The organism is Streptomyces sp. 378 (assembly GCF_030124145.1).
Classification (GTDB): Bacteria; Actinomycetota; Actinomycetes; order Streptomycetales; family Streptomycetaceae; genus Streptomyces.
This window is the reverse complement of record NZ_JASKMS010000005.1, coordinates 127,773-147,615: the sequence shown is the minus strand read 5'-3', so window position 1 is coordinate 147,615 and position 19,843 is coordinate 127,773. Positions and strand designations below refer to the sequence as shown.

Here is a 19,843-nt window from a genome sequence, read left to right as displayed (position 1 = left end):
GCCCCCCGTCCGACGCCCCGACTAGGGCTCGGTCCGCCGCTGCTCCGTCTGCTTTTCCTTCTCGGCCTGTTCCTTCTCCGCCCGCGCGAGTGCGGCCCTGGCCGCCTTCTCGGCTTCCTTCTGCGCCTTGGCCGCTTCGGTGAGCTGCCGCTTCATGGCCGTCGCGTACATGTCGACGTACTCCTGGCCGGACAGCTTCATGATCTCGTACATGACCTCGTCGGTCACCGCGCGCAGCACGAACCGGTCGTGCTCCATGCCCTGGTAACGGCTGAAGTCCAGGGGCTTGCCGATCCGGATGCCGGGCCGCATCAGCTTCGGCACGACCTTCCCGGGCGGCTGGATCTTCTCCGTGTCGATCATGGCTACGGGGAGGACGGGCGCGCCGCTGGCCAGCGCCACGCGCGCGAGGCCGCCCGGCTTGCCCCGGTAGAGCCGCCCGTCGGGCGAGCGCGTGCCCTCCGGGTAGATCCCGAACAGCTCACCGCGCTCCAGCACGTCTATGCCGCTCTTGATGGCGGCCTCACCCGCGCCGCGCGCACCGGAGCGGTCCACGGGGAGCTGCCCGACGCCCTTGAAGAAGGCGGCCGTCAGCCGGCCCTTCACGCCCGGCGTGGTGAAGTACTCGGCCTTCGCGATGAAGGTGACCTTGCGGTCGAGGACGGCGGGCAGGAAGAACGAGTCGGAGAACGACAGGTGATTGCTCGCCAGGATCGCGGCGCCCTCGGCGGGTACGTTCTCCAGGCCCTCCACCCAGGGTCTGAAGGCGAGCTTCAGCGGACCCCCGACGGTGACCTTCATCGCGCCGTACAACAACCGAGTGCCTCCTGTATGTGTCGGTCAGACCTTAACCCGGAGCACCGTCAAAGGCGCCGACGGCCCTGGTCGGTGTCAGTGCGGTCGCGTACGGTGAAGGTCCCGCGAACGGCGTGCGACCCCTTCCATGGCGTTCCGTGACATCCCGTGATCGTGTCAGTCCCTTCTCACGACCAGGAGGCCGAAGGTGCCGGTCCTTGCCGGAGCCGAGCCGTTTCACCACGAGGGCGGGGAGGTCGCCGTCCTCCTCTGCCACGGCTTCACCGGATCACCGCAGTCGCTGCGCCCCTGGGCGGAGCACCTCGCCGAACACGGCATGACCGTCTCCCTGCCGCTGCTGCCCGGGCACGGCACGCGCTGGGAGGACCTGCGGATCACCGGCTGGCAGGACTGGTACGCGGAGGTGGATCGCGAGCTGCGCCTGCTGTGCGAGCGCCGCGAGACGGTCTTCGTGGCCGGTCTGTCGATGGGCGGCGCGCTGGCGCTGCGGCTGGCCGCGAAGCACGGCGACGCCGTCCGCGGCGTCATGGTCGTCAACCCCGCCAACAAGGTGCACGGCCTGGCCGCGCACGCCCTCCCGGTGGTCCGCCACCTCGTCCCCGCGACCAAGGGCATCGCCAGCGACATCGCCAAGCCGGACTGCAGGGAGCTCGGCTACGACCGGGTGCCGTTGCACGCGGCGCACTCGCTGCGCCGGTTCTTCCAGGCCACCGACCGCGAGCTGCCGCAGGTCACCCAGCCGGTGCTGCTGCTGCACAGCCCGCAGGACCATGTGGTGCCGCCCGCCGACTCGGCCCGGATCCTCAGCCGCATCTCCTCGACGGACGTGAAAGAGGTCATCCTGGAACAGAGCTACCACGTCGCCACGTTGGACCATGACGCGGACCGGATCCACGAGGAGAGCCTCGCGTTCATCCGCCGCATCGCGTCCGGCCTCGCCAAGGAGCCCGGGCTCGGCAAGGAAGGGACGACCGCAGGTGGCTGAGCACGACTCCGACCGCGAGGGCCGGGAGCCGGACGAGAAGGGCGTCCCGATCGACGAGGAAGCCGCCTGGGCGGCGATCGTCGCCGGATACGGCGAGGAGCCGCCGGACCCGCCGGGCGCCAAGCCGTTCAAGTCGATCGAGGACCTGGCCCTGCCCGCGGCCGGGACCAACGACATCGTGATGGACGGCGACCGGGGCGATACGGCCGTGAAGTCCGGGGACGCCGTGAAGCCGGCCGAGCCGGAGCAGGCCGAGGGGCCAGGGGAGGAGCCGGCGAAACCCGCGAAGCCGCTGGGCGGCTCCGTCTCCTTCGCGCCCGGTGTCGGCCCGCGCGACTACTCCGTGCGCGAGCCCACCGAGGACGACTTCGACGAGGACGACGAGGGCCACTTCGTCCCCCCGGAACCGCCTCCGCTGCCCGACGCCGACCCCACCGCCAAGTTCGCCTGGCTGGGTGTGCTCGGCGGGCCGGTGCTGCTCCTGCTGGCCGTGCTGTTCGGCTGGGACATGACGTGGTGGCTGGCCACGCTGGGGATCGGCGGGTTCGTCGGCGGGTTCGCGACGCTGGTGATGCGCATGCGCACGGACGACGAGGACGACGACGACCCCGGCCGGGGCGCGGTCGTCTAGGAAGCCGGGACTCTGAGGGCGGCCAGGACCGGGAGGTGGTCCGTGGCCGCCCTCAGATCCGCCTCGGACACCCCGGGCTGTCCATGGGGGTCCCGTTCGAGCGGAGCCGAGAGTGAGGGAGGCACACCGCAGCCCAGCACCTCGATACCTCCGGTCGCGAAGATCGCGTCGATGCGCTGGTAGGGGTCGGTGGGCGTCCAGGTGTGCTCGCCGCCCCAGGGAGCCGCGGCCCGGCAGTCGGTCAGGCCGTCGGCCAGCCGGCGGAAGGCCGGCCCGTCGGGGCGTTCGTTGAGGTCGCCGCCGGCGATCGCGTGCTCCACACCCATGCTCGCGAGCCGGTCGAGAAGCATGCCGGACTGCTCGTAGCGCTCGTCCTTCTGCAGGGACAGGTGGCAGCTGAGCACGCCGAGGCGGGTGCCGGCGATGCGGACGACCGCGGTGGCGAAGCCGCGGCGGTGCAGGCCGGGGGTGGGCGGCAGGAGGACGTCCTCCGTGCGTTCGACGCCCACCCGGAGCGAGCTGAGGATCGCCGGTCCTGTGGTGGTGGCGCCGCCGGTGACGATCACGAGGTCGGACGCGAGGGCCAGGCGGGCGAGTTTCTTGCGCCAGCGGAAGAAGCGGGGGGCTTCTTGGATGAGGACGAGGTCGGGTGCGCAGGCCTTGATGACGCGGGCCAGGGCGTCGGTGTCGTCGCGCATGCTGCGGATGTTGTAGCTGAGGACCCTGATGACCGCGGAACCGTCGGGCTCGGTACGGGAGTTGGGGAGCAGGGGCATGTGATCAATCTACGCCCGACAGCTCGGGGCGCGGGGACGGTGCGCGATCGCCGGTCGTTCGTGGCTGTTCGCGCCGTTCCCCGCGCCCCTGAAGAACGCGGCGCGTTACATGATCGGGTCGGGCTCGCGGGCCAGGTCGGCCGCGCCCACCAAACCCGCCTTGTTGCCCAGTTCCGCCGCGCGGACCGCGGCGACCGGGCGCCAGTTGCCGCCGACCAGCCAGCGCTTGTACGACTTGCGGATCGGGCCGAGGACCAGTTCGCCCTCGTCGGAGAGGCCGCCGCCGACGATGAACGCCGAGGGGTCGAAGAGGGAGGCGAGGTCGGCGAGGCCCGCGCCGACCCAGCGGGCCAGCTCGCGGTAGGAGTCGACGGCCACGTGGTCGCCCTGCCGGGCGGCCATGGAGATGTGCTTGCCCTCGATGCCGTCGGGGGTGCCGTTGCCGAGGCCGAGCAGGATCTCGGCGTTCTCCGGGGTGGCGTTGGCACGCTGCTTGGCGTACCTCACCAGCGCGCGGCCCGAGGCGTACTGCTCCCAGCAGCCCTGTGAGCCGCAGCCGCACAGCAGGCCGTCCGGCACCATGCGGATGTGGCCGAACTCGGCGGCCACGCCGAAGTGCCCGCGGCGCAGCTTGTTGCCGATGATGATGCCGCCGCCGAGGCCGGTGCCCAGCGTGATGCAGATGACGTTGCGGTGGCCCTTGCCGGCACCGAACTTGTACTCGCCCCACGCCGCGGCGTTCGCGTCGTTCTCCACGACCACCGGGAGGCCCACGCGGGCCTCGACCTTCTCCTTGAGCGGCTCGTTGCGCCAGTGGATGTTGGGCGCGAAGTAGACCTCGGAGCGCTGCCGGTTCACGTAGCCGGCGGCACCGATGCCCACGCCGACGATGTCGTGTCCGACGCGTGCGCCGTCCACCGCCGCGGCGATGGCGTCCACGATGCCCTCAGCCGTGCCCGGGGTCGGCACCTTGTGGGTCGAGAGGATGTTGCCTTCCTCATCGACCACGCCGGCCGCGATCTTCGTGCCGCCGATGTCGACGCCGATGGTGAGTCCCATGAATCCCTCAGTTTCGGTCGAGCCCCGCTACGGCCAACGGTACCCGAGGCCCCCCGTCGGGTTCGCCGTCGTCCGCACGCTGGGCACCCCGGAGGGCCGCTCCGCGGCCGGGGCCGCGGGCTCATGGTGAAAGGACCCCTCAGTCCAGGTCGATGCGCTGCCCGGGACCGGCGTCGTCGCCACCGTCCCGGCGTCCGCCCTGGTCGCGGGGGTCGTCCTGGTCCTCCCGGCCGGTCCAGCGCCGCTCCTGGGCCTGGACGGCGGAGCGGTAGGCGGCGAGCAGCTCGTTCCCGGCCGCCGCGAGGTGGTCGAAGACGTCCGGATTGCGCTCGATGACGGGTTCCACGGCGTCCTTGGCCTGCTGGACGACCTGCCGGACGACCTGCTCGGCGGCGGGCCCCGCGACCGCGCCGAGCAGCGGGGACCGGACACCCGACAGTTTCTCCGCGACGGCGTCGACGAGCTTCTTCAGCTCCTCGGCCGCGGAGCCGGGAGGCGTGCCGTACTGGGTACGGCGGCGGGCCTTCTCCGCCTGGAGGTCCTCGGCGCACGCGGTCGCCCAGGCGTCGGCGTCGGTCGCCCGCGTCTCGTCCGCGGCCTCGTCGCGGGCGGCGTCGGACGGGGGGAGCTCTTCGCTCATGACGGACTCCTGCCTACGGTTCGTCCCTACGACGTTACCCGAACGGGCGCGACCGGTTCACGGGCCGGGCGGAGCTGTCTCTGCCCGGTTCCCGCTGGGGTTCGCCCGGGCCGCCCCGCCGGGTCACCGGCCCTGCGGCCACTGCTTCGGGTCGGGCGTGAAGCGGATGCGCAGCTCGCCGTCGCGCAGGGCGGCCCCGTCGACGGTGCAGCGGCGCAGCGCGGAGGGCAGCGAGACGATCCGCCGGAACGGTCCCGCCGTGACGAGGAGTTCGTCGCCGCGCCGGACGAGGTCCAGTTCCTCGCGTATGGCGCCGGGCAGCGGGATCCGCCAGACCAGCACGCCCTCCTCGCCGAGCCGGTCGGTCACCGGCCAGTCGGCCTTGGTGGCCGCCTGCTCTGCGCCGGGCACGGCGAGGGCACCGGGCACGGCGAGGGCGGTGAGGTCGTCGGTGCCGCGCGGGTCGCGTCCGAGGTGGGCCACGGTGCGGACGTCGTAGGACTCCCGCCACTCCTCCAATGTCTTGCGCTGCTGGGCGACCGGGCCGGCGAGCCAGGCGTCCGGGGAGGCCTCGGGCAGGACGCGGTTGGCGACCACGACGTCGGTGCGCAGGCCGCGCAGGGCGAGACCGAGGCCGGCGGTGCGCAGCGCGTCGGCGCCCGCCGGTCCGGGCTCGGCGACCAGCCGTACGACGGTGTCGCGGTCGGCGACGACCGCCTCGACGGCGGCCAGTTCCAGGTCCCAGCGTGCTGCCGCGTCGTAGAGCCACTCGGCGGGCATGGGCACGCCGGCGAGACGGCCGAGGACGGGGCGCAGGGCGCGGGCGGCCTGCCGTTCCGGCGGGAGCAGGCGGCGCAGGTAGCGGCGGAGTTCCTCGGGCAGGGCGAGCAGGGCGAGGGCCTGCGGGGCCGGCGGGAGGTCGACGACGAGGGTGCCGTACGTCTCCGAGAGCGCGGCGTCGCGCAGGGCGCGCAGCAGGGCGAGTTCCTCGGCGCCGGGCAGGGGCGTGAGCTCCTCGGGGTCGAGGCAGGAGGCGCCGAGGAGGTCCAAGGCGGAGGAGGCGCGGTCCTGGAGGGCGGTGAGGTCCCTGCGGAAGTCCTGGGCGGCGTCGGGGCGCCAGGCGGTGAGGTGGGGAGCCGCCTCCACCGGGGCCGGGCCGGTCGTCACCCCCAGGGCGGCACCGAGCGTGTCCGTGCGATCGGTGCCGAGGACGAGAGTGCTGGTGCCCTCGGCCGCCGCGGCCAGGGCGGTCGCGGCCGCGAGGGTGGTACGGCCGCTGCCGCCGGGCCCGGTGATCAGGATGGTGCGCATGGGTGTGACGGTACCGGGCGTCGGCCGGGCGCCCGGTGTCGCCGACGGGGCCGTCCGGGTGTGCGGCCGGGGCTACTTACCCGCTTCGACCCTCTTCTTCAGGCCGGCCAGCGCCCGGTCGATGATGACCTTCTCCGCCTTGCGCTTGATCATGCCGAGCATGGGGATCTTGACGTCCACGGTCAGCAGGTAGGTGACCTCGGTGCCGCCCGCGCCGGACGGCTTGAGGATGTACGAGCCGTCGAGGGACCGGAGCATCTGGGACTTCACCAGGGTCCAGGACACCTCGTTCTCGCTCGTCCAGGTGTAGCCGAGGACCTGGTCGTCCTTGATCGCGCCCGCGTCCATGACGAGGCGGACCTGCTCGGCGCGGCCCTCGGCGTCGGTCTTCAGGACCTCGGCCTCCTTCACCTCGCCCGTCCAGTCCGGGTAGCGGGCGAAATCGGCGATGACCGCCATGACGTCGGCCGGGGCCGCCTCGATCGTGATGCTCGAGCTGGTGTGTTCCGCCATCGCCGTGGCTCCTCCGGATACGGGCCGAGTATGAGGTCGTGCGCACGTGAGTGCAGCGTGAAGGCTACCGCGCACGGGCCCCGCCGATCTCATCCGACCTGGGGCGCCCTCACCACTCCAGCGCCCAGGGCGTTCCGGTCGACGCGAAGTGCCCCACGTTCACACACTCGGTCGCCCCGATCCGCATCCTCTTCACCAGCGGCTGGTGCACGTGCCCGAAGAGTGAGTAGCGGGGGCGGGTGCGACGGATGGCGTCCAGCAGGGCGCGGCTGCCGCGCTCGAAGCGGCGGGCGACGGTGTCGTAGACCAGCTCGGGGACCTCGGGCGGGATGTGCGTGCAGAGCACGTCGACCTCGCCGACGGCCTCGATCTTCGCCGCGTACTCCTCGTCGCTGATCTCGTAGGGCGTCCGCATCGGGGTGCGCAGGCCGCCGCCGACGAAGCCGAAAACCCGGCCGCCGATCTCGACGCGCTCGCCGTCCAGGACGGTCGTGCCGGGGCCCGCGTACTCCCGCCACAGCGGCGGCATGTCGACGTTGCCGTAGGTGGCGTACGTAGGAGAGGGGAAGGCGGCGAACAGCTCGGCGTACTGCTTGCGCACCGCCTCCTCGATCACCGCGGCGCGGTTCTCCTGGAGGCCGGCCCACAGCCGGGCCCCGAGCACCCGGGCCTCCTCGAAGCGGCGGGCGGTGCGCAGCGCGACGATGCGGTCGGCGTTCTCCACGCCGAACAGGTCGGGGAAGATGCCGCGGGAGTGGTCGGCGTAGTCGAGGAAGAGGACGAGGTCGCCCAGGCACACCAGGGCGTCGGCACCCTCGCCGGCCCTGGCCAGGTCGCGGGCGTTGCCGTGCACGTCGCTGACCACGTGCACGCGCGTGCGGTGCTTTCCGGCTGGTGTGGATGCCATGACGATCAAGCGTAAGCGTGTGCGGCACACGTGAACAGTGGCGGTCCTACCTGCGGTTACTGGCCAGTCAGTTAGCCCGTGGACTACTGTGCGCGAAGGAATACCCCACTGTGTGACGCAGCGAACATCTCGACGGGACCCCCTGTCGGAGAAGCCATACCGGCGGGTAACGTCCGGGCAGTCCAGTCGTGCTCTGCATTTCAACAAGTGAATGCCTGAGCACCTCCCCGAGCCTTGGACCGCACCGTCGCAGCACACAACGTCGTGGCGCCGGCGCCCTATGAGGAGCAGCAGTCTTGCGCGAGTTCAGCCTTCCGGCTTTGTACGAGGTCCCTGCGGACGGGAATCTGACCGACATCGTCCGCAGAAACGCCTCGCAGCACCCGGACGTCGCCGTCATCGCCCGCAAGATCGGTGGCAGCTGGCAGGACGTCACGGCCACCACCTTCCTCGCCGAGGTGCACACGGCGGCCAAGGGGCTGATCGCCGCCGGGGTCCAGCCGGGTGACCGGGTGGGCCTGATGTCCCGCACCCGCTACGAGTGGACGCTGCTGGACTTCGCGATCTGGAGCGCGGGCGCGGTGACCGTGCCGGTGTACGAGACCAGTTCGCCGGAGCAGGTGCAGTGGATTCTCGGCGACTCGGGCGCGACGGCCTGTGTCGTGGAGTCGGACGCCCACACGGCCGCCGTCGAGTCGGTGCGCGACCGGCTGCCGGAACTGAAACACGTGTGGCAGATCGAGGGCGGCGGCCTCGACGAGCTGGGACGGCTCGGCCAGGACGTCACGGACGAGACGGTCGAGGAGCGCAGCTCGATCGCCAAGGCCGACGACCCGGCGACCATCGTCTACACCTCCGGCACCACGGGCCGCCCCAAGGGCTGTGTCCTCACCCACCGCAACTTCTTCGCGGACTGCGGGAACGTCGTGGAGCGCCTGCGCCCCCTGTTCCGTACCGGCGAGTGCTCGGTCCTGCTCTTCCTGCCGCTGGCGCACGTCTTCGGCCGGCTGGTGCAGATCGCCCCGATGATGGCGCCGATCAAGCTGGGCTGCGTCGCGGACATCAAGGACCTCACCGACGAGCTGGCCGCGTTCCGCCCGACGCTGATCCTCGGGGTGCCGCGGGTCTTCGAGAAGGTCTACAACTCGGCGCGCGCCAAGGCGCAGGCCGACGGCAAGGGCAAGATCTTCGACAAGGCCGCCGACACGGCGATCGCGTACAGCAAGGCCCTGGACACCCCCTCGGGCCCGTCGCTCGGCCTGAGGATCAAGCACAAGACCTTCGACAAGCTCGTCTACAGCAAGCTGCGCGCGGTCCTCGGCGGTCGCGGCGAGTACGCGATCTCCGGGGGCGCCCCGCTGGGCGAGCGGCTGGGTCACTTCTTCCGCGGCATCGGCTTCACGGTCCTGGAGGGCTACGGCCTGACCGAGTCCTGCGCCCCCACCGCGTTCAACCCCTGGGACCGTCAGAAGATCGGCACCGTCGGCCAGCCGCTGCCCGGTTCGGTGATCCGGATCGCCGACGACGGCGAGGTGCTGCTGCACGGCGAGCACATCTTCAAGGAGTACTGGAACAACCCCGGCGCGACCGCGGAGGCGCTGGCCGACGGCTGGTTCCACACCGGCGACATCGGCACGCTCGACGAGGACGGCTACCTCAGGATCACCGGCCGCAAGAAGGAGATCATCGTCACCGCGGGCGGCAAGAACGTCGCCCCGGCCGTGATCGAGGACCGCATCCGGGCGCACGCGCTGGTCGCGGAGTGCATGGTGGTGGGCGACGGGCGGCCGTTCGTGGCCGCGCTGGTCACCATCGACGAGGAGTTCCTGGGCCGTTGGTGCGCCGACCACGGCAAGCCGGAGGGTTCCACCGCGGCGTCGCTGTGCCAGGATCCGGACCTGCTGGCCGCGGTCCAGGCGGCGGTCGACGACGGCAACACCGCGGTGTCGAAGGCGGAATCGGTGCGGAAGTTCCGCATTCTGTCCTCCCAGTTCACGGAGGAGTCGGGCCACCTGACGCCCTCGCTGAAGCTGAAGCGGAACGTGGTGGCGAAGGACTACGCGCACGAGATCGAGGCGATCTACGCGAAGTGACCCACGGGTCGTCTAGGGCGCGGTGTCCTCGGCGAGGACCCGCGCCATCGTGCGTTCGGCGAGCGCGGTGATGGTCACGAAGGGGTTCACCCCGAGCGACCCGGGCACGAGCGAGCCGTCGGTGACGTACAGCCGGGGATACCCCTTGACCCTCCCGTAGTCGTCCGTCGCCCTGCCCAGCACACAGCCGCCCAGTGGGTGGTAGGTGAAGTCGTCGGCGAAGACCTTGCTCTTCGGACCGAACAGGTCGTACCGGTAGATCGTCGCGTTGGCCGCGTTGATGCGGTCGAACAGCTTCTTGGCCATGGCGACGGAGACCGCCGAGTGTGCGGCCGTCCAGCCGAGCCGCAGCCGGCCCGAGCCGGTGTCGTAGGAGAACGACGCCCGCTCCGGGTTCCTGGTGATCGCCAGGTAGAGGCTCACCCAGTGCTCCAGTCCCGTCGGCAGCGGGGCGATCTCCGCGAACACCGGGTTGGCGGTGTTGGCCCAGTCGTCGATGCCCATGACCGGCATGGTCGACTGGTTCGCGCCGACCGTGTCCCACAGGTGGTTGGCCCGGCCCAGCATCACGTTGCCGTTGGTGCCCCAGCCGGCGCCGACACTGGCGTCGAGGCCGGGCAGGGCGCCCGACTCCCGGGCGCGCAGCAGCAGTTCCGTGGTGCCGAGGCTGCCGCCGCCGAGGAAGAGGTAGGTGCAGCCGTACTGCCTGGTCTCGACGACCCGGCCGGTCTCGTCGACGCGGTCGGCGGTCAGGACCCAGGTCCCGTCCGGCGCGCGGCTGACGGCGCGCACCTTCTCCAGGGTGTGGATGGTGACGTTGCCGGTGCCGAGCGCGGCGGCGAGGTAGGTCTTGTCGAGGCTGCGCTTGCCGTGGTTGTTGCCGTAGATGACCTCGCCGCCGAGCGCCGACTTCGGGGCGGTGCCGGCCGCCTCGCGCCGCATGTGGCCGAAGTCGTAGACGCTCGGCACGAAGGTGGTCCGCAGGCCGGTCTTCTCGGCGTGCTTGCGGGAGACACGGGTGAAGCGGTACCACTCCGTCGACTCGAACCAGGCGGGGTCGACGGTGTTCACGCCGAGGGCGGCCCGGGCGCGCGGGAAGTACGTGCCGTACATCTCGTCGGCGTCGACGGTGGGGAACTGCTCGGCGAAGTACGACCGGGGCGGGGTGACCGCCATGCTGCCGTTGACCAGGGAGCCGCCGCCGACGCCGCGGCCGACGTAGACCGACATGTGGTCGAAGTGCACGCGGTCCAGGACGCCCGGGTAGCGGCCGATGTCCCGGTTGACGACGTCCAGCCAGAGGAAGGAGCCGAGGGGGGCCTCGGTGCGGGTGCGGAACCACATGGAGCGGCTGTCGGGCGCGCTGGTGGTGCAGAAGACCTTTCCGTCGGGGCCGGGGGTGTTCCAGAGGCGGCCCATCTCCAGGACGAGGGTGCGGATGCCTGCCTGGGCGAGGCGCAGGGCGGCGACGGCGCCGCCGTAGCCGGAGCCGACGACGATGGCGGGGGCGGTGTCGACCGCTTCGGGCTGGGCGGCTCGGGCGCTTTGGAGGCCGATGCGGGTGAAGCCGAGGGCGGCTGCCGATTGCAGGGCTGCCATACCGAGGATTTGACGTCTTGTCAGATGACGATGTGTCAGGTTTGCTGTCATAGGCGCAGCATCGGCGGTATCCGGGGTTCCGCCTAGTGGGGTGCCGCGTATTCGTCGTGGGGTGCCGCGTATTCGTCGTGGGGTGCCGCGTATTCGTCGTGGGCGGGTGCGGGTTCGTCATGGGCGGGTGCGGGTTCGCTGTGGCCGGTCGCGCAGTTCCCCGCGCCGCTGAGGGCACCTACAGCAAGCCCCTCAGCTGCTCCGCGAGCAGGTCCCAGCGCCACTTCTCCTCGACCCATTCCCTGCCCCGCTCGCCCATCCTGCGGCGCAGCTCGGCGTCGCCCAGGAGGGCGGTGATGCGGTCGGCGGCCTCCTCCGGAGAGCCGCCTCTCACCACCCAGCCGGTCTCGCCGTCGAGGACCGCGTCCGGCGCGCCGCCCGAGTCGCCGGCGACGACCGGGAGGCCCGTCGCGGACGCCTCCAGGTAGACGATGCCGAGGCCCTCGACGTCGAGGCCGCCGCGCCGCGTGCGGCAGGGCATCGCGAAGACGTCACCGGCGCCGTAGTGGGCGGGCAGCTCGGACCAGGGCACGGCGCCGGTGAAGCGCACGGCCGGGGAGACCCCGGTCTCGCGCGCGAGCCGCCGCAGGTCGCTCTCGTAGGGGCCGCCGCCGACGATCAGCAGGACGGTGTCGGGCTCGGCGGCGAGAATGCGGGGCATGGCCCGGATCAGGGTGTCCTGCCCCTTGCGCCGCACCAGCCGGGAGACGCAGACCACCACCGGCCGGTCCGTCAGCCCCAGCCGGGCCCGCACCTCGTCACCGCCCGACGCGGGGTGGAAGGTCTTCTCGTCGACACCGGGCGGCAGCCACGCCATGCGCGCGGCGGCCTCGGGCGTCAGGGCCGGGGCGATGCGCGAGCGGGTGTACTCGCCGAGGTAGGTGATCGTGTCGGTGGCGTCGCCGATCCGCCGCAGCAGCCGCCGGGCGGCGGGCAGCTGGGCCCAGCCCGCCTCGTGGCCGTGCGTGGTGGCGACCAGGCGCTCGGCGCCCGCGCCGCGCAGCGCCGGGGCCATCAGACCGAGCGGGGCCGCCGCCCCGAACCACACCGAGGTGCAGCCGTGCTCCCGCAGCAGCCCGACGGCCCGCCGGGTGGCACCCGGCGTCGGCAGCAGCATGGTCGTGCGGTCCCGTACGACGGTGAACGGCTGCTCCGCGTCGAAGGCGCGGGTCGCCTCGACGCCCTCCCGGCTCCGCTTCCAGGTCGAGGCGTAGACGACCAGGTGCTGCGGGTCCAGCCGCAGCGCCATGTTGTGCAGGAACGCCTGGATGCCACCGGGCCGGGGCGGGAAGTCGTTGGTCACGATCAGGGTCTTGCGCACGCCGCCGACCCTACCGAACCGCCCCGCACGGCTTCGCGCCGCGGCACGTATGGCACGCTCACAGACGGCGGGCCCATCATGGCCCCCTCGACACGGCGGGCGAACGGGCGGGATCACGTGAAGACGACGGGCTTGAGGCGGTCCCCGGCATGGCTGCCGGTGGTCTGGTGTCTCACGAGGCTGTTGCTGCTGCTGTTCGTCCTGAAGGTGTACGTCTTCCCCGGCCCGGACGTGACCAGCGACGTGCACGTGATCTACCAGGGCTGGTACGGCGTCCTGAGCAGCGGAACGTTCCCGCTGAACGACGTCACCTGGCAGTACCCGCCCGCCGCCGCGCTGGCGATCCTCTCCCCCGGCCTGCTGCCCTTCCTGGACTACGCGACCGCGTTCTTCGTGCTGATCTGCGTCACCGACGCGGCCGTACTGGCCTTGATGACCTGGGCCGGACGCCGCCCGGGCCGCTCGCTGCGCGGCGCGTGGGTGTGGGTGATCGGCGTGCCGCTGCTCGGACCGACGGTGTACGCCCGCTACGACGTGATGGTCACGGCGGTGGCGATGGCCGCGCTGCTCGCGGGCGCCCGGCACCCGCGGGCGATGGGGGCCCTGGCCGCCTTCGGTGCCCTGCTGAAGGTCTGGCCCGCGATGCTGCTGCTGGCCGCCCGCCGCCGCAGCGCCTGGGGGGCGGCCCTGGTGACGGGCATCGCGGTGACGGGTGTGTTCGCCCTGGCCATGCCGGGTGCGTTCGCGTTCCTGACGTTCCAGCGGGACCGGGGCACCGAGGTGGAGTCGCTGGGCGCGCTGGTCTTCCATGTCGCCCGGCACTTCGGCTGGCAGGGTGAGGTGAAGCTGAACTACGGCTCCATCGAGTTCCTCGGGCCGTATGTGAGCGAGGTGAGCACGGGCGCGCTGTTCCTGACCGGGGCGGCCTTCGGCTGGCTGGTGCTGTGGCGGCTGCTGGCCCGGCGCTTCGAGGAGCACACCCTCACCGACGCGGCCTTCGTTGCGGTGCTGATGTTCACCACCACCAGCCGGGTGATCAGCCCGCAGTACATGGTGTGGCTGGTCGGGCTGGCGGCGGTGTGCCTGTACCACCCGGGGAGCCGGATGCGGCTGCCGGTTCTCCTGGTGCTGGTGGCGAGCTTCGTGACGGTGCTGGAGTTCCCGTTCTACTTCGGCAGCGTGGTGGCCAGCGACGGCCTCGGCCTGACCCTGCTGTTCCTGCGCAACGGTCTGCTGGTGGCCGCCTCGCTGATCGCGGCCCGGGCCCTGTGGAAGGCGACGGTCCCCGGCATTGCCCCCGCCCCCGTGCCCCCGCGGCCCGCCCGCGCCGGTGAGACGCCCGTCTCCCCCTGAGCCGGCACCCACCGCGGCAGCCATCCGGCCGGGTGACACCGCCCACCCGTCGCCGGCGCCCCGGGGCAGCCCCGGGGCGGCCGGGCCGTTCATGTGAGGAGTCCGAGTCGGACGGCCGTCCCTCCAGGGACCGGCGACGGACAGCGCAACGGCCGCGGTGCGCCCGGGAGCACCGGCGGGAAGCACGGCCCGCCGACCGATCGCCCACCGCCCGTGACCGGCCCGTGTGAGACCACGGACGGTCCGGCTCAGGTCAGCCCAGCTGCTCCCGCAGGGACTCCCGCCACTGAGTCGTGAAGGCCTGCGGTGTCGTCCCCAGTACCTCCCGCATGGCGTCCTCCACCGCCCCGGCCCGCTTCTCGTGCGCCCCGACGGCCCGGTAGAACGCGCGCAGCCGGGACTCGCCCCAGCGGTCGGCGATCAGCCGGCACGCCGTCCAGCCGCTCTCGTAGGCGCGGGCCAGACGGCCGGCGTCGCCGGTGAAACCGAAGTCCTCGTCGTCCGGCAGCGCGGCGGGGATCCGGCCCTCGGTCACCGCCCGGGACAGTTCGGGCGCGGCTTCGGCGGGGGTGCGACCGGCGGCGCGGTAGCCGACCCAGTCGGCGTACCCCTCGGACAGCCACAGGGGTGTGGCGGCGGTGGTACGGGCACGGGTGGCGACGTGGGTGGTCTCATGGGTGATGACGACCTGCTCACCCGGCCCGCCGAGGAGCGCGAACGCGTCCGGGTTGACGATGACCCGGTCCGCCGGTGCCTGTCGCCGCGCGCCCGTCTCGCCGGTGGTGACCGCCGCGATCCCGCGGTAGGAGGAGGCGGGCGAGCCGAGCAGCCCCGCCATCCCCTCCAGTGACTTCGGCACGAGCACGACGACCCGTCTGCTCCAGTCCGTGCCCCACGCGTCCGACACGGCGGGCACCGCGCGGTCGGCCAGGTCCGCGAAGTCGCGCAGCGACCGTCCGGACTGCCCGACGCCCAGGACGAGGCTGTGCCGTCCCCGGACTTGCTGCACCGTCCCCTGGTCCCAGAGCTGCTGCGCGGCCTTCTTCGCGGGCCGGTCGGTGTCGACGGACCACTGCCCGTCCGCGTCACGGTTCAGCCGCAGGGTGCGCCCGGCGGTCACCGGCGCCGGGTCGTACCCGGCGACGCGGTAGCGCAGCTCGGCTTCGGCGGTGGCCGTGTCACCGCTGCGGCGCAGCCCGGTGACGCGGTACGACCAGGCGGCCACGGGCACCGCGCGCAGCCGGGCGAAGTCGGTGCCCCGGCCCGTTTGGTCGTAGGCCCGCTCGTCGCGGTCGAGGACCGCGGCGGCCCGCCGGTCCAGGAGCCGCTGGACCTCGGCCGTGGCACGGTCGGCGACGGGCCGCCCGCCGCACCCGACCAGGGCCACGAGCAGCAGGACGAGCGCCGCCACCCCGGATCCCGACCTTCGACCAGCCACGTTCCCGATCGTACGGGCGACGGGCCACGCGGGTCAGACCCTGGTGACCGACGAGACGGGCATCATCCCGACCGGGTCGTAGCGCACGGGCGCGCCGGGATAGGGCGCGTGGATGACCTGGCCGTTGCCCATGTACATCCCGACGTGGCTGGCGTCGCCCCGGTAGACGACCAGATCACCGGGGCGCGCCTCGGACAGCGGGACCTGCCGGCCGGCGTGGCGCTGGGCCTGCGAGGTGCGCGGCAGGGCGACCCCGGCCTGCGCGTACGACCACTGCATCAGGCCCGAACAGTCGAAGCCCGAGGGCCCGTTGGCGCCCCAGACATAGGGCTTGCCGAGCGCGCTGCGGGCGGCGGCGACGGCGGCGGACCCGCGCCCCGAGGCGGCGGTGGCGCCGTCGAGCCCGGCCATGCCGTCACGGCCGGAGCGGGAGGCGCGGCCGTAGGCGTCGCGCTCGTCGTCGGGCAGGGAGTCGAGCAGCCGCCGGGCCGTGGCGAGCTTCCGCTCGACGGTCTTCTTGTGGGCGGCGACTGCCTTGCGGCTCTTCTCCAGTTCGCGGAGCTTGCCGGCGGCCTCCTCGCGGTCCTGGGCGAGTTCGCGCATGGCGTCCTGGAGCTCCCTCAGTTCACCGGCCTGGTGGGCGGTGAGTCGGTCGAGCCGGGACGCGTGGTCGAGGTAGTCGTCCGGGTCGTCGGAGAGCAGCAGGGCGAGGGAGGGGTCGATGCCCCCCGAGCGGTACTGGGCGCCGGCGAGCGAACCGAGGGACTCCCGCAGGGAGTTGATCCGCTGCTGCTGGCGGGCGACGCGGTCCCGGGCGGTGCCGACCTCGGCGCGCAGCTCGTCGGCGCGTTCGTCGGCCGCGTTGTAGGCCTCGGTCGCCTTCTCGGCCTGCTCGTAGAGCCGGTCCACCTTGGCCCGGGTTTCGTCGTACGGTGCGGCGTCGGCCGGTACCGCCCCCAGGATGGCGGCGGCGACGGACAGGAAACCGACGGCGACAATGGCGCCCCGGTCGAACCCGGACGTGGCAAGGCGGCGATGGGACCCCACGGGAAGCCGCTCTCCTTCCGCTGGCGGACTTGGAACGCGGCAGACAGTAGCCCCGTGACAGGGGGCCGCCAACGACCATCCGTGGGTGTCCGGCACGACGCCCCGCCGCTGACGCAGGTCAATGGCGGGGCGTGGGCTCACTCGGAGCTGTCGTGATTCGCCCGAACGGCCGACACGGTGTCCTGATCTTCGGGACGCCGGGGAGAGTTCGAGGGACCTCGCGGCGCGAGGATCAGACCCGGACGCCGAACATGAACGGGCCGCCGATGGTGTTCATCGACTCGTAGCGGACGACCGTGCCGGTGCGCGGGGCGTGGATGATCTGCCCGTTGCCGGCGTAGAGGCCCACGTGGTGCAGGTCGTTGAAGAAGAAGACCAGGTCGCCGACCTTGAGCTGGCTGACCGAGTAGATCTTGGTGCCGGCCCCGGTCTGGGCCTCGGAGGTGCGCGGGATCTGTACGCCGGCCGCGGCGTAGGCCCGGGAGGTGAGGCCGGAGCAGTCGTAGGAGCTCATGCCGGTGGCGCCGTAGACGTAGGGCTTGCCGAGCTGGCTCTGGGCGAAGGCGAAGGCGGCGGCGGCGCGGCCGGAGCCGGGCGGCACGTCGGCGGTCAGGGCGTCGCGCTCGGCGGTCCGGCTGGCGCGGTTCTGCTCAGCGGCCATTTCGGCCTTCTGAGCGGCGGTGAGACTGTTGAGCAGCTTCTGCGCGGAGGAGAGCTTGCCCTGGACTTCCTTCTTCTTCTTGCCGAGTTCGGTCCGGGTGGAGGCGAGATCCTTGAGCTTCTCGGAAGCCTCGGCGCGCTCCTGGGCGAGTTCGCGCTGCTTCTCCTGGACCTTCTTCAGCGCCTCGACCTGCTGGCTGCTCAACTGGTCGAGCGTGGAGGCCTTGTCGAGGTAGTCCTCGGGGTTCGCGGAGAGGAACAGCTGGACGGAGGGGTCGATGGAGCCGGTGCGGTACTGCGACGCGGCGGCCAGGCCCAGGCTGTCACGGAGCTCGTTGAGCTCCCCCTGGCCGCGGGCCACGTTGTCCTGGATGGTGGAGATCTCCTTCTGGAGCTTCTCCTGCTTCTCCTTGGCCCCGTTGTACTTCTCGGTGGCCTGCTCCGCCTCTTCGTAGAGCTTGTCGACCTTGGCCTTGACCTCGTCCTTGCTCGGCTTCTCACTGGGGGCCGCGTTGGCGGCCTGCGAGCTGAAGGCGACGGCAGCGGCGGCGGCGGTGGTCAGCACGGTCACACGTGCACGGCTCGGCTGCTTCGGACGACGGTGGGACGCCACGGGTGAAAAGCTCCTTCTGGCCCCTCCGCCGTCTCTCCCGATGAGTGATCACCCGAGCGGAGGTTCGGCCTGACCCTAGTGACCTTCCTGTGATCAGTTCAAATCCTCAGATGAAAAATCGCGTCACGGTAGGCCAACTTTTCCCCGGGACTCACAGGCAGTGAGGCCCACTTGACGCACCGTGGCTCACAGGCACCATCAATTCGGGCATCACGCCCGGACGTTACGCATGGGGCGTACGCCCCCCTAGGCCCGCGAAAGGCGCTTGAGGAGCATCGCCGAGGCCACCGGGCGGGCACCGGCCCGGGCGACTCCGTCGGCGACCTCGCGGTCGGTGGACGCCACGATGACCGGGCGGCCCGGCGGTTCGGCCCGCACCAGCTGGCGGATGAGCTCGTCGGCGGTGACGCCCGGCTTCGAGAACAGCACGCGCACCCCGCGCGGCGGGGCCAGCAGCACCGGTGCGGCGAGTTCGGCGCCGTCGAAGACGCAGGTCACCTCCGCGCCGCTCTGCGCGGCCAGCTGGGAGAGCTGTCCGAGCAGCCTGAGGCGCTGCTTCTCCAGCGGCATCTGCGGATAACCCGTTTTGGTGACGTTGTAGCCGTCGACGACCAGATGGGCCTGCGGCAGCGCCAGCAGCTGGTCGAGGACCTGCGGGTCGTTCTCGGACAGGGCGCGGGCGGCGATGTCCTTGGGGGTCATCCGGCCCGGCTCGACGGCGTCGACGGTCTCGGCGGGCCGCACCGACACCGGCGGCAGGGCCAGTTCGCGCCGGAGCCCCTGCGTCGCGTCCAGCAGGGTGTCCAGCAGCAGCCGTACCCGCATGTCCTCGACGCTGCGGCCCTCGCGGGCGGCCCGGCGCGCGGCCTCCAGGGCGGCCTCGGTCTCGCCCAGCCGGGACTTCAGCCGCCGGGTCTCGCTCTCGGCGGCGGACACCTGGGCGTGCCCCTCGGTGCGGATGGCCTCGATCTCGCCGTGCGCCTTGCGCAGGGCCGCCTCGCCGCGCTTGACGTCGCTGAGGGCGGCGCGCAGCTTGCGGTGCAGTGACTCGGTCTCCTTCTTGGCCGATTCCAGCTCCGTGCGCAGCCGCTCGGTCTCGGTCCGGGTGTGATCGCGGGCCCGGTCGAGTTCGGTTCGCAGCCGTTCCAGCTCGGCCCGGCTCTCCTCGTCGGCGCGTTCGGCGTCGGCCCGCTGGGCCTCCTCGCCGGCGGTGGTGACCAGCTTCACCCAGCCGGACGGCCGCAGTACGTAGGCCGCGGCCGCCACGTCGAGCGGGTCCGCGGCCGGGGGCGGGGAGCCTGAGTCGAGAGCGCCGGTCAGTTCCGGCTGGGTCTCTCTGAGCTTCTCCCCGATGCGCTGCCGGAACAGCGGATCGGTCTCCAGCGCCGCGGCCATCGCGTTGCCGGCGAACTTGGCCCTGCGGTTCGGGGCGAACCTGGCGTACTGCCTGAGCTGGGCGGGCAGCTCGCCCACCGTCAGCGAGCCGAAGCCGTCGGAGACGATCTGCACGACCCTGCGGCGCACACCGTCGGGCAGGGGGCGGTCGAGCACCTCGGCGGCGCCGTCCCCCGGCCCCCCGCCTGTGGTCTCCACCATCCGTCACACCCCAATGCCTGTGCGGGGCCGCCTCCCGTCAGGAGCCGGCGCCCGGCCTGTCCACGAGTTCCACCTGGTCCACCGCGTTGCACCAGCGGCAGCGCACCGACTCGATGGTCTCACTGAGCACCTCGCGCTCCTCGACCTTCGGCTCTCCGGCCAGGTCGAGGTGGACGTACTCGACGACCTTCGACGAGCGGGTCACGTCGAACCTCGTGAGGTTGCCGCAGAGGGCGCAGCGCCACCGCGTCTCGGCGGTCGGCAGGGGAACCGTCATCGTGACCTGTTCTCTTTCCTTCTAGTGTCCGTGACGCGACCGGCATCCCCGGTGCGTATGGCTCGTAACCCTACGGCCTGGCGGGTCCTCGCCGCCTGCCCGTCCGCGGCGGCGAGGCGATCTGGGCGGTTGCGTCCGATTGCGTCATGCTTTGTGC

18 protein-coding genes are annotated in these 19,843 nt (G+C 72.1%); 4 read left to right on the top strand and 14 right to left on the bottom strand.

Features of this window, described 5'->3' with window-relative positions; translation table 11 throughout:
- Positions 1–21: 21 nt before the first annotated feature.
- Positions 22–801, bottom strand: a complete 780-nt coding sequence (locus QNO09_RS09420; RefSeq protein ID WP_283969828.1) for a lysophospholipid acyltransferase family protein — start codon at positions 799–801, stop codon at positions 22–24.
- A gap of 202 nt (positions 802–1,003) precedes the next feature.
- On the opposite strand from QNO09_RS09420, the gene QNO09_RS09415 reads away from it, so the two are divergent.
- Together QNO09_RS09415 and QNO09_RS09410 are read left to right on the top strand one after the other, a co-directional pair.
- Positions 1,004–1,801, top strand: a complete 798-nt coding sequence (locus QNO09_RS09415) for an alpha/beta hydrolase (RefSeq protein ID WP_283969632.1) — start codon at positions 1,004–1,006, stop codon at positions 1,799–1,801.
- Positions 1,794–2,432, top strand: coding sequence for a hypothetical protein (locus QNO09_RS09410; RefSeq protein WP_283969631.1), 639 nt, complete (start codon positions 1,794–1,796; stop codon positions 2,430–2,432). Before QNO09_RS09415 ends, QNO09_RS09410 begins: the two co-directional genes overlap by 8 nt.
- On the opposite strand, the gene QNO09_RS09405 is transcribed toward QNO09_RS09410, so the two are convergent.
- The 6 genes from QNO09_RS09405 to QNO09_RS09380 form a co-directional block, all read right to left on the bottom strand.
- Positions 2,429–3,208 (bottom strand): endonuclease/exonuclease/phosphatase family protein, encoded by a 780-nt coding sequence (locus QNO09_RS09405; RefSeq protein WP_283969630.1) that lies wholly within the window; start codon positions 3,206–3,208, stop codon positions 2,429–2,431. The genes QNO09_RS09410 and QNO09_RS09405 overlap by 4 nt on opposite strands.
- A gap of 105 nt (positions 3,209–3,313) precedes the next feature.
- The gene (locus tag QNO09_RS09400; protein WP_283969629.1) at positions 3,314–4,267 is read right to left on the bottom strand and encodes an ROK family glucokinase; all 954 of its coding nucleotides are present in this window, start codon (positions 4,265–4,267) and stop codon (positions 3,314–3,316) included.
- A gap of 139 nt (positions 4,268–4,406) precedes the next feature.
- The gene (locus QNO09_RS09395; RefSeq protein WP_283969628.1) at positions 4,407–4,907 is read right to left on the bottom strand and encodes a DUF5304 domain-containing protein; all 501 of its coding nucleotides are present in this window, start codon (positions 4,905–4,907) and stop codon (positions 4,407–4,409) included.
- A gap of 123 nt (positions 4,908–5,030) precedes the next feature.
- The gene (locus QNO09_RS09390) at positions 5,031–6,218 is read right to left on the bottom strand and encodes an ArsA family ATPase (protein ID WP_283969627.1); all 1,188 of its coding nucleotides are present in this window, start codon (positions 6,216–6,218) and stop codon (positions 5,031–5,033) included.
- Between the two features lie 72 nt (positions 6,219–6,290).
- Positions 6,291–6,731 carry an SRPBCC family protein gene (locus QNO09_RS09385; RefSeq protein WP_283969626.1) on the bottom strand — a complete coding sequence of 147 codons (441 nt, stop codon included), beginning with the start codon at positions 6,729–6,731 and terminating at the stop codon, positions 6,291–6,293.
- Between the two features lie 109 nt (positions 6,732–6,840).
- Complete coding sequence (locus tag QNO09_RS09380; RefSeq protein ID WP_283969625.1) at positions 6,841–7,638, bottom strand: metallophosphoesterase family protein; 798 nt, start codon at positions 7,636–7,638, stop codon at positions 6,841–6,843.
- A gap of 296 nt (positions 7,639–7,934) precedes the next feature.
- On the opposite strand from QNO09_RS09380, the gene QNO09_RS09375 reads away from it, so the two are divergent.
- A complete protein-coding gene (locus tag QNO09_RS09375; RefSeq protein ID WP_283969624.1) occupies positions 7,935–9,731 on the top strand; it encodes an AMP-dependent synthetase/ligase in 1,797 nt (598 codons plus the stop codon).
- A 12-nt stretch (positions 9,732–9,743) separates the two neighbouring features.
- Here QNO09_RS09375 and QNO09_RS09370 read toward each other — a convergent pair whose 3' ends face one another.
- Positions 9,744–11,381, bottom strand: a complete 1,638-nt coding sequence (locus QNO09_RS09370) for a GMC oxidoreductase (protein ID WP_502962271.1) — start codon at positions 11,379–11,381, stop codon at positions 9,744–9,746.
- A 178-nt stretch (positions 11,382–11,559) separates the two neighbouring features.
- The gene (locus QNO09_RS09365; RefSeq protein WP_283969622.1) at positions 11,560–12,702 is read right to left on the bottom strand and encodes a glycosyltransferase family 4 protein; all 1,143 of its coding nucleotides are present in this window, start codon (positions 12,700–12,702) and stop codon (positions 11,560–11,562) included.
- Between the two features lie 117 nt (positions 12,703–12,819).
- Here QNO09_RS09365 and QNO09_RS09360 point away from each other — a divergent pair, with 117 nt between their 5' ends.
- The gene (locus QNO09_RS09360; protein ID WP_283969621.1) at positions 12,820–14,055 is read left to right on the top strand and encodes a glycosyltransferase 87 family protein; all 1,236 of its coding nucleotides are present in this window, start codon (positions 12,820–12,822) and stop codon (positions 14,053–14,055) included.
- A gap of 253 nt (positions 14,056–14,308) precedes the next feature.
- Here QNO09_RS09360 and QNO09_RS09355 read toward each other — a convergent pair whose 3' ends face one another.
- The 5 genes from QNO09_RS09355 to QNO09_RS09335 form a co-directional block, all read right to left on the bottom strand.
- A complete protein-coding gene (locus QNO09_RS09355) occupies positions 14,309–15,493 on the bottom strand; it encodes a hypothetical protein (protein ID WP_283969620.1) in 1,185 nt (394 codons plus the stop codon).
- 33 nt (positions 15,494–15,526) lie between these two features.
- Positions 15,527–16,540: a C40 family peptidase gene (locus tag QNO09_RS09350; RefSeq protein WP_283969619.1), complete on the bottom strand. Its 1,014-nt coding sequence runs from the start codon at positions 16,538–16,540 to the stop codon at positions 15,527–15,529.
- 232 nt (positions 16,541–16,772) lie between these two features.
- On the bottom strand, positions 16,773–17,813 hold the full coding sequence (locus QNO09_RS09345) for a C40 family peptidase (protein ID WP_283969618.1): 1,041 nt from the start codon (positions 17,811–17,813) through the stop codon (positions 16,773–16,775).
- A 246-nt stretch (positions 17,814–18,059) separates the two neighbouring features.
- Positions 18,060–19,409: an NYN domain-containing protein gene (locus QNO09_RS09340; protein ID WP_283969617.1), complete on the bottom strand. Its 1,350-nt coding sequence runs from the start codon at positions 19,407–19,409 to the stop codon at positions 18,060–18,062.
- Between the two features lie 37 nt (positions 19,410–19,446).
- A complete protein-coding gene (locus tag QNO09_RS09335; RefSeq protein ID WP_283969616.1) occupies positions 19,447–19,686 on the bottom strand; it encodes a hypothetical protein in 240 nt (79 codons plus the stop codon).
- Between the last annotated feature and the right edge of the window lie 157 nt (positions 19,687–19,843).

What these genes read in the sequence shown, in the direction of transcription:
- QNO09_RS09370 (WP_502962271.1), bottom strand. Translation starts at nt 11,381, where the DNA reads ATGACAGCAAACCTGACACATCGTCATCTGACAAGACGTCAAATCCTC.
- QNO09_RS09390 (WP_283969627.1), bottom strand. Translation starts at nt 6,218, where the DNA reads ATGCGCACCATCCTGATCACCGGGCCCGGCGGCAGCGGCCGTACCACC.
- QNO09_RS09385 (WP_283969626.1), bottom strand. Translation starts at nt 6,731, where the DNA reads ATGGCGGAACACACCAGCTCGAGCATCACGATCGAGGCGGCCCCGGCC.
- QNO09_RS09405 (WP_283969630.1), bottom strand. Translation starts at nt 3,208, where the DNA reads ATGCCCCTGCTCCCCAACTCCCGTACCGAGCCCGACGGTTCCGCGGTC.
- QNO09_RS09420 (WP_283969828.1), bottom strand. Translation starts at nt 801, where the DNA reads ATGAAGGTCACCGTCGGGGGTCCGCTGAAGCTCGCCTTCAGACCCTGG.
- QNO09_RS09400 (WP_283969629.1), bottom strand. Translation starts at nt 4,267, where the DNA reads ATGGGACTCACCATCGGCGTCGACATCGGCGGCACGAAGATCGCGGCC.
- QNO09_RS09395 (WP_283969628.1), bottom strand. Translation starts at nt 4,907, where the DNA reads ATGAGCGAAGAGCTCCCCCCGTCCGACGCCGCCCGCGACGAGGCCGCG.
- QNO09_RS09340 (WP_283969617.1), bottom strand. Translation starts at nt 19,409, where the DNA reads ATGGTGGAGACCACAGGCGGGGGGCCGGGGGACGGCGCCGCCGAGGTG.
- QNO09_RS09335 (WP_283969616.1), bottom strand. Translation starts at nt 19,686, where the DNA reads ATGACGGTTCCCCTGCCGACCGCCGAGACGCGGTGGCGCTGCGCCCTC.
- QNO09_RS09380 (WP_283969625.1), bottom strand. Translation starts at nt 7,638, where the DNA reads ATGGCATCCACACCAGCCGGAAAGCACCGCACGCGCGTGCACGTGGTC.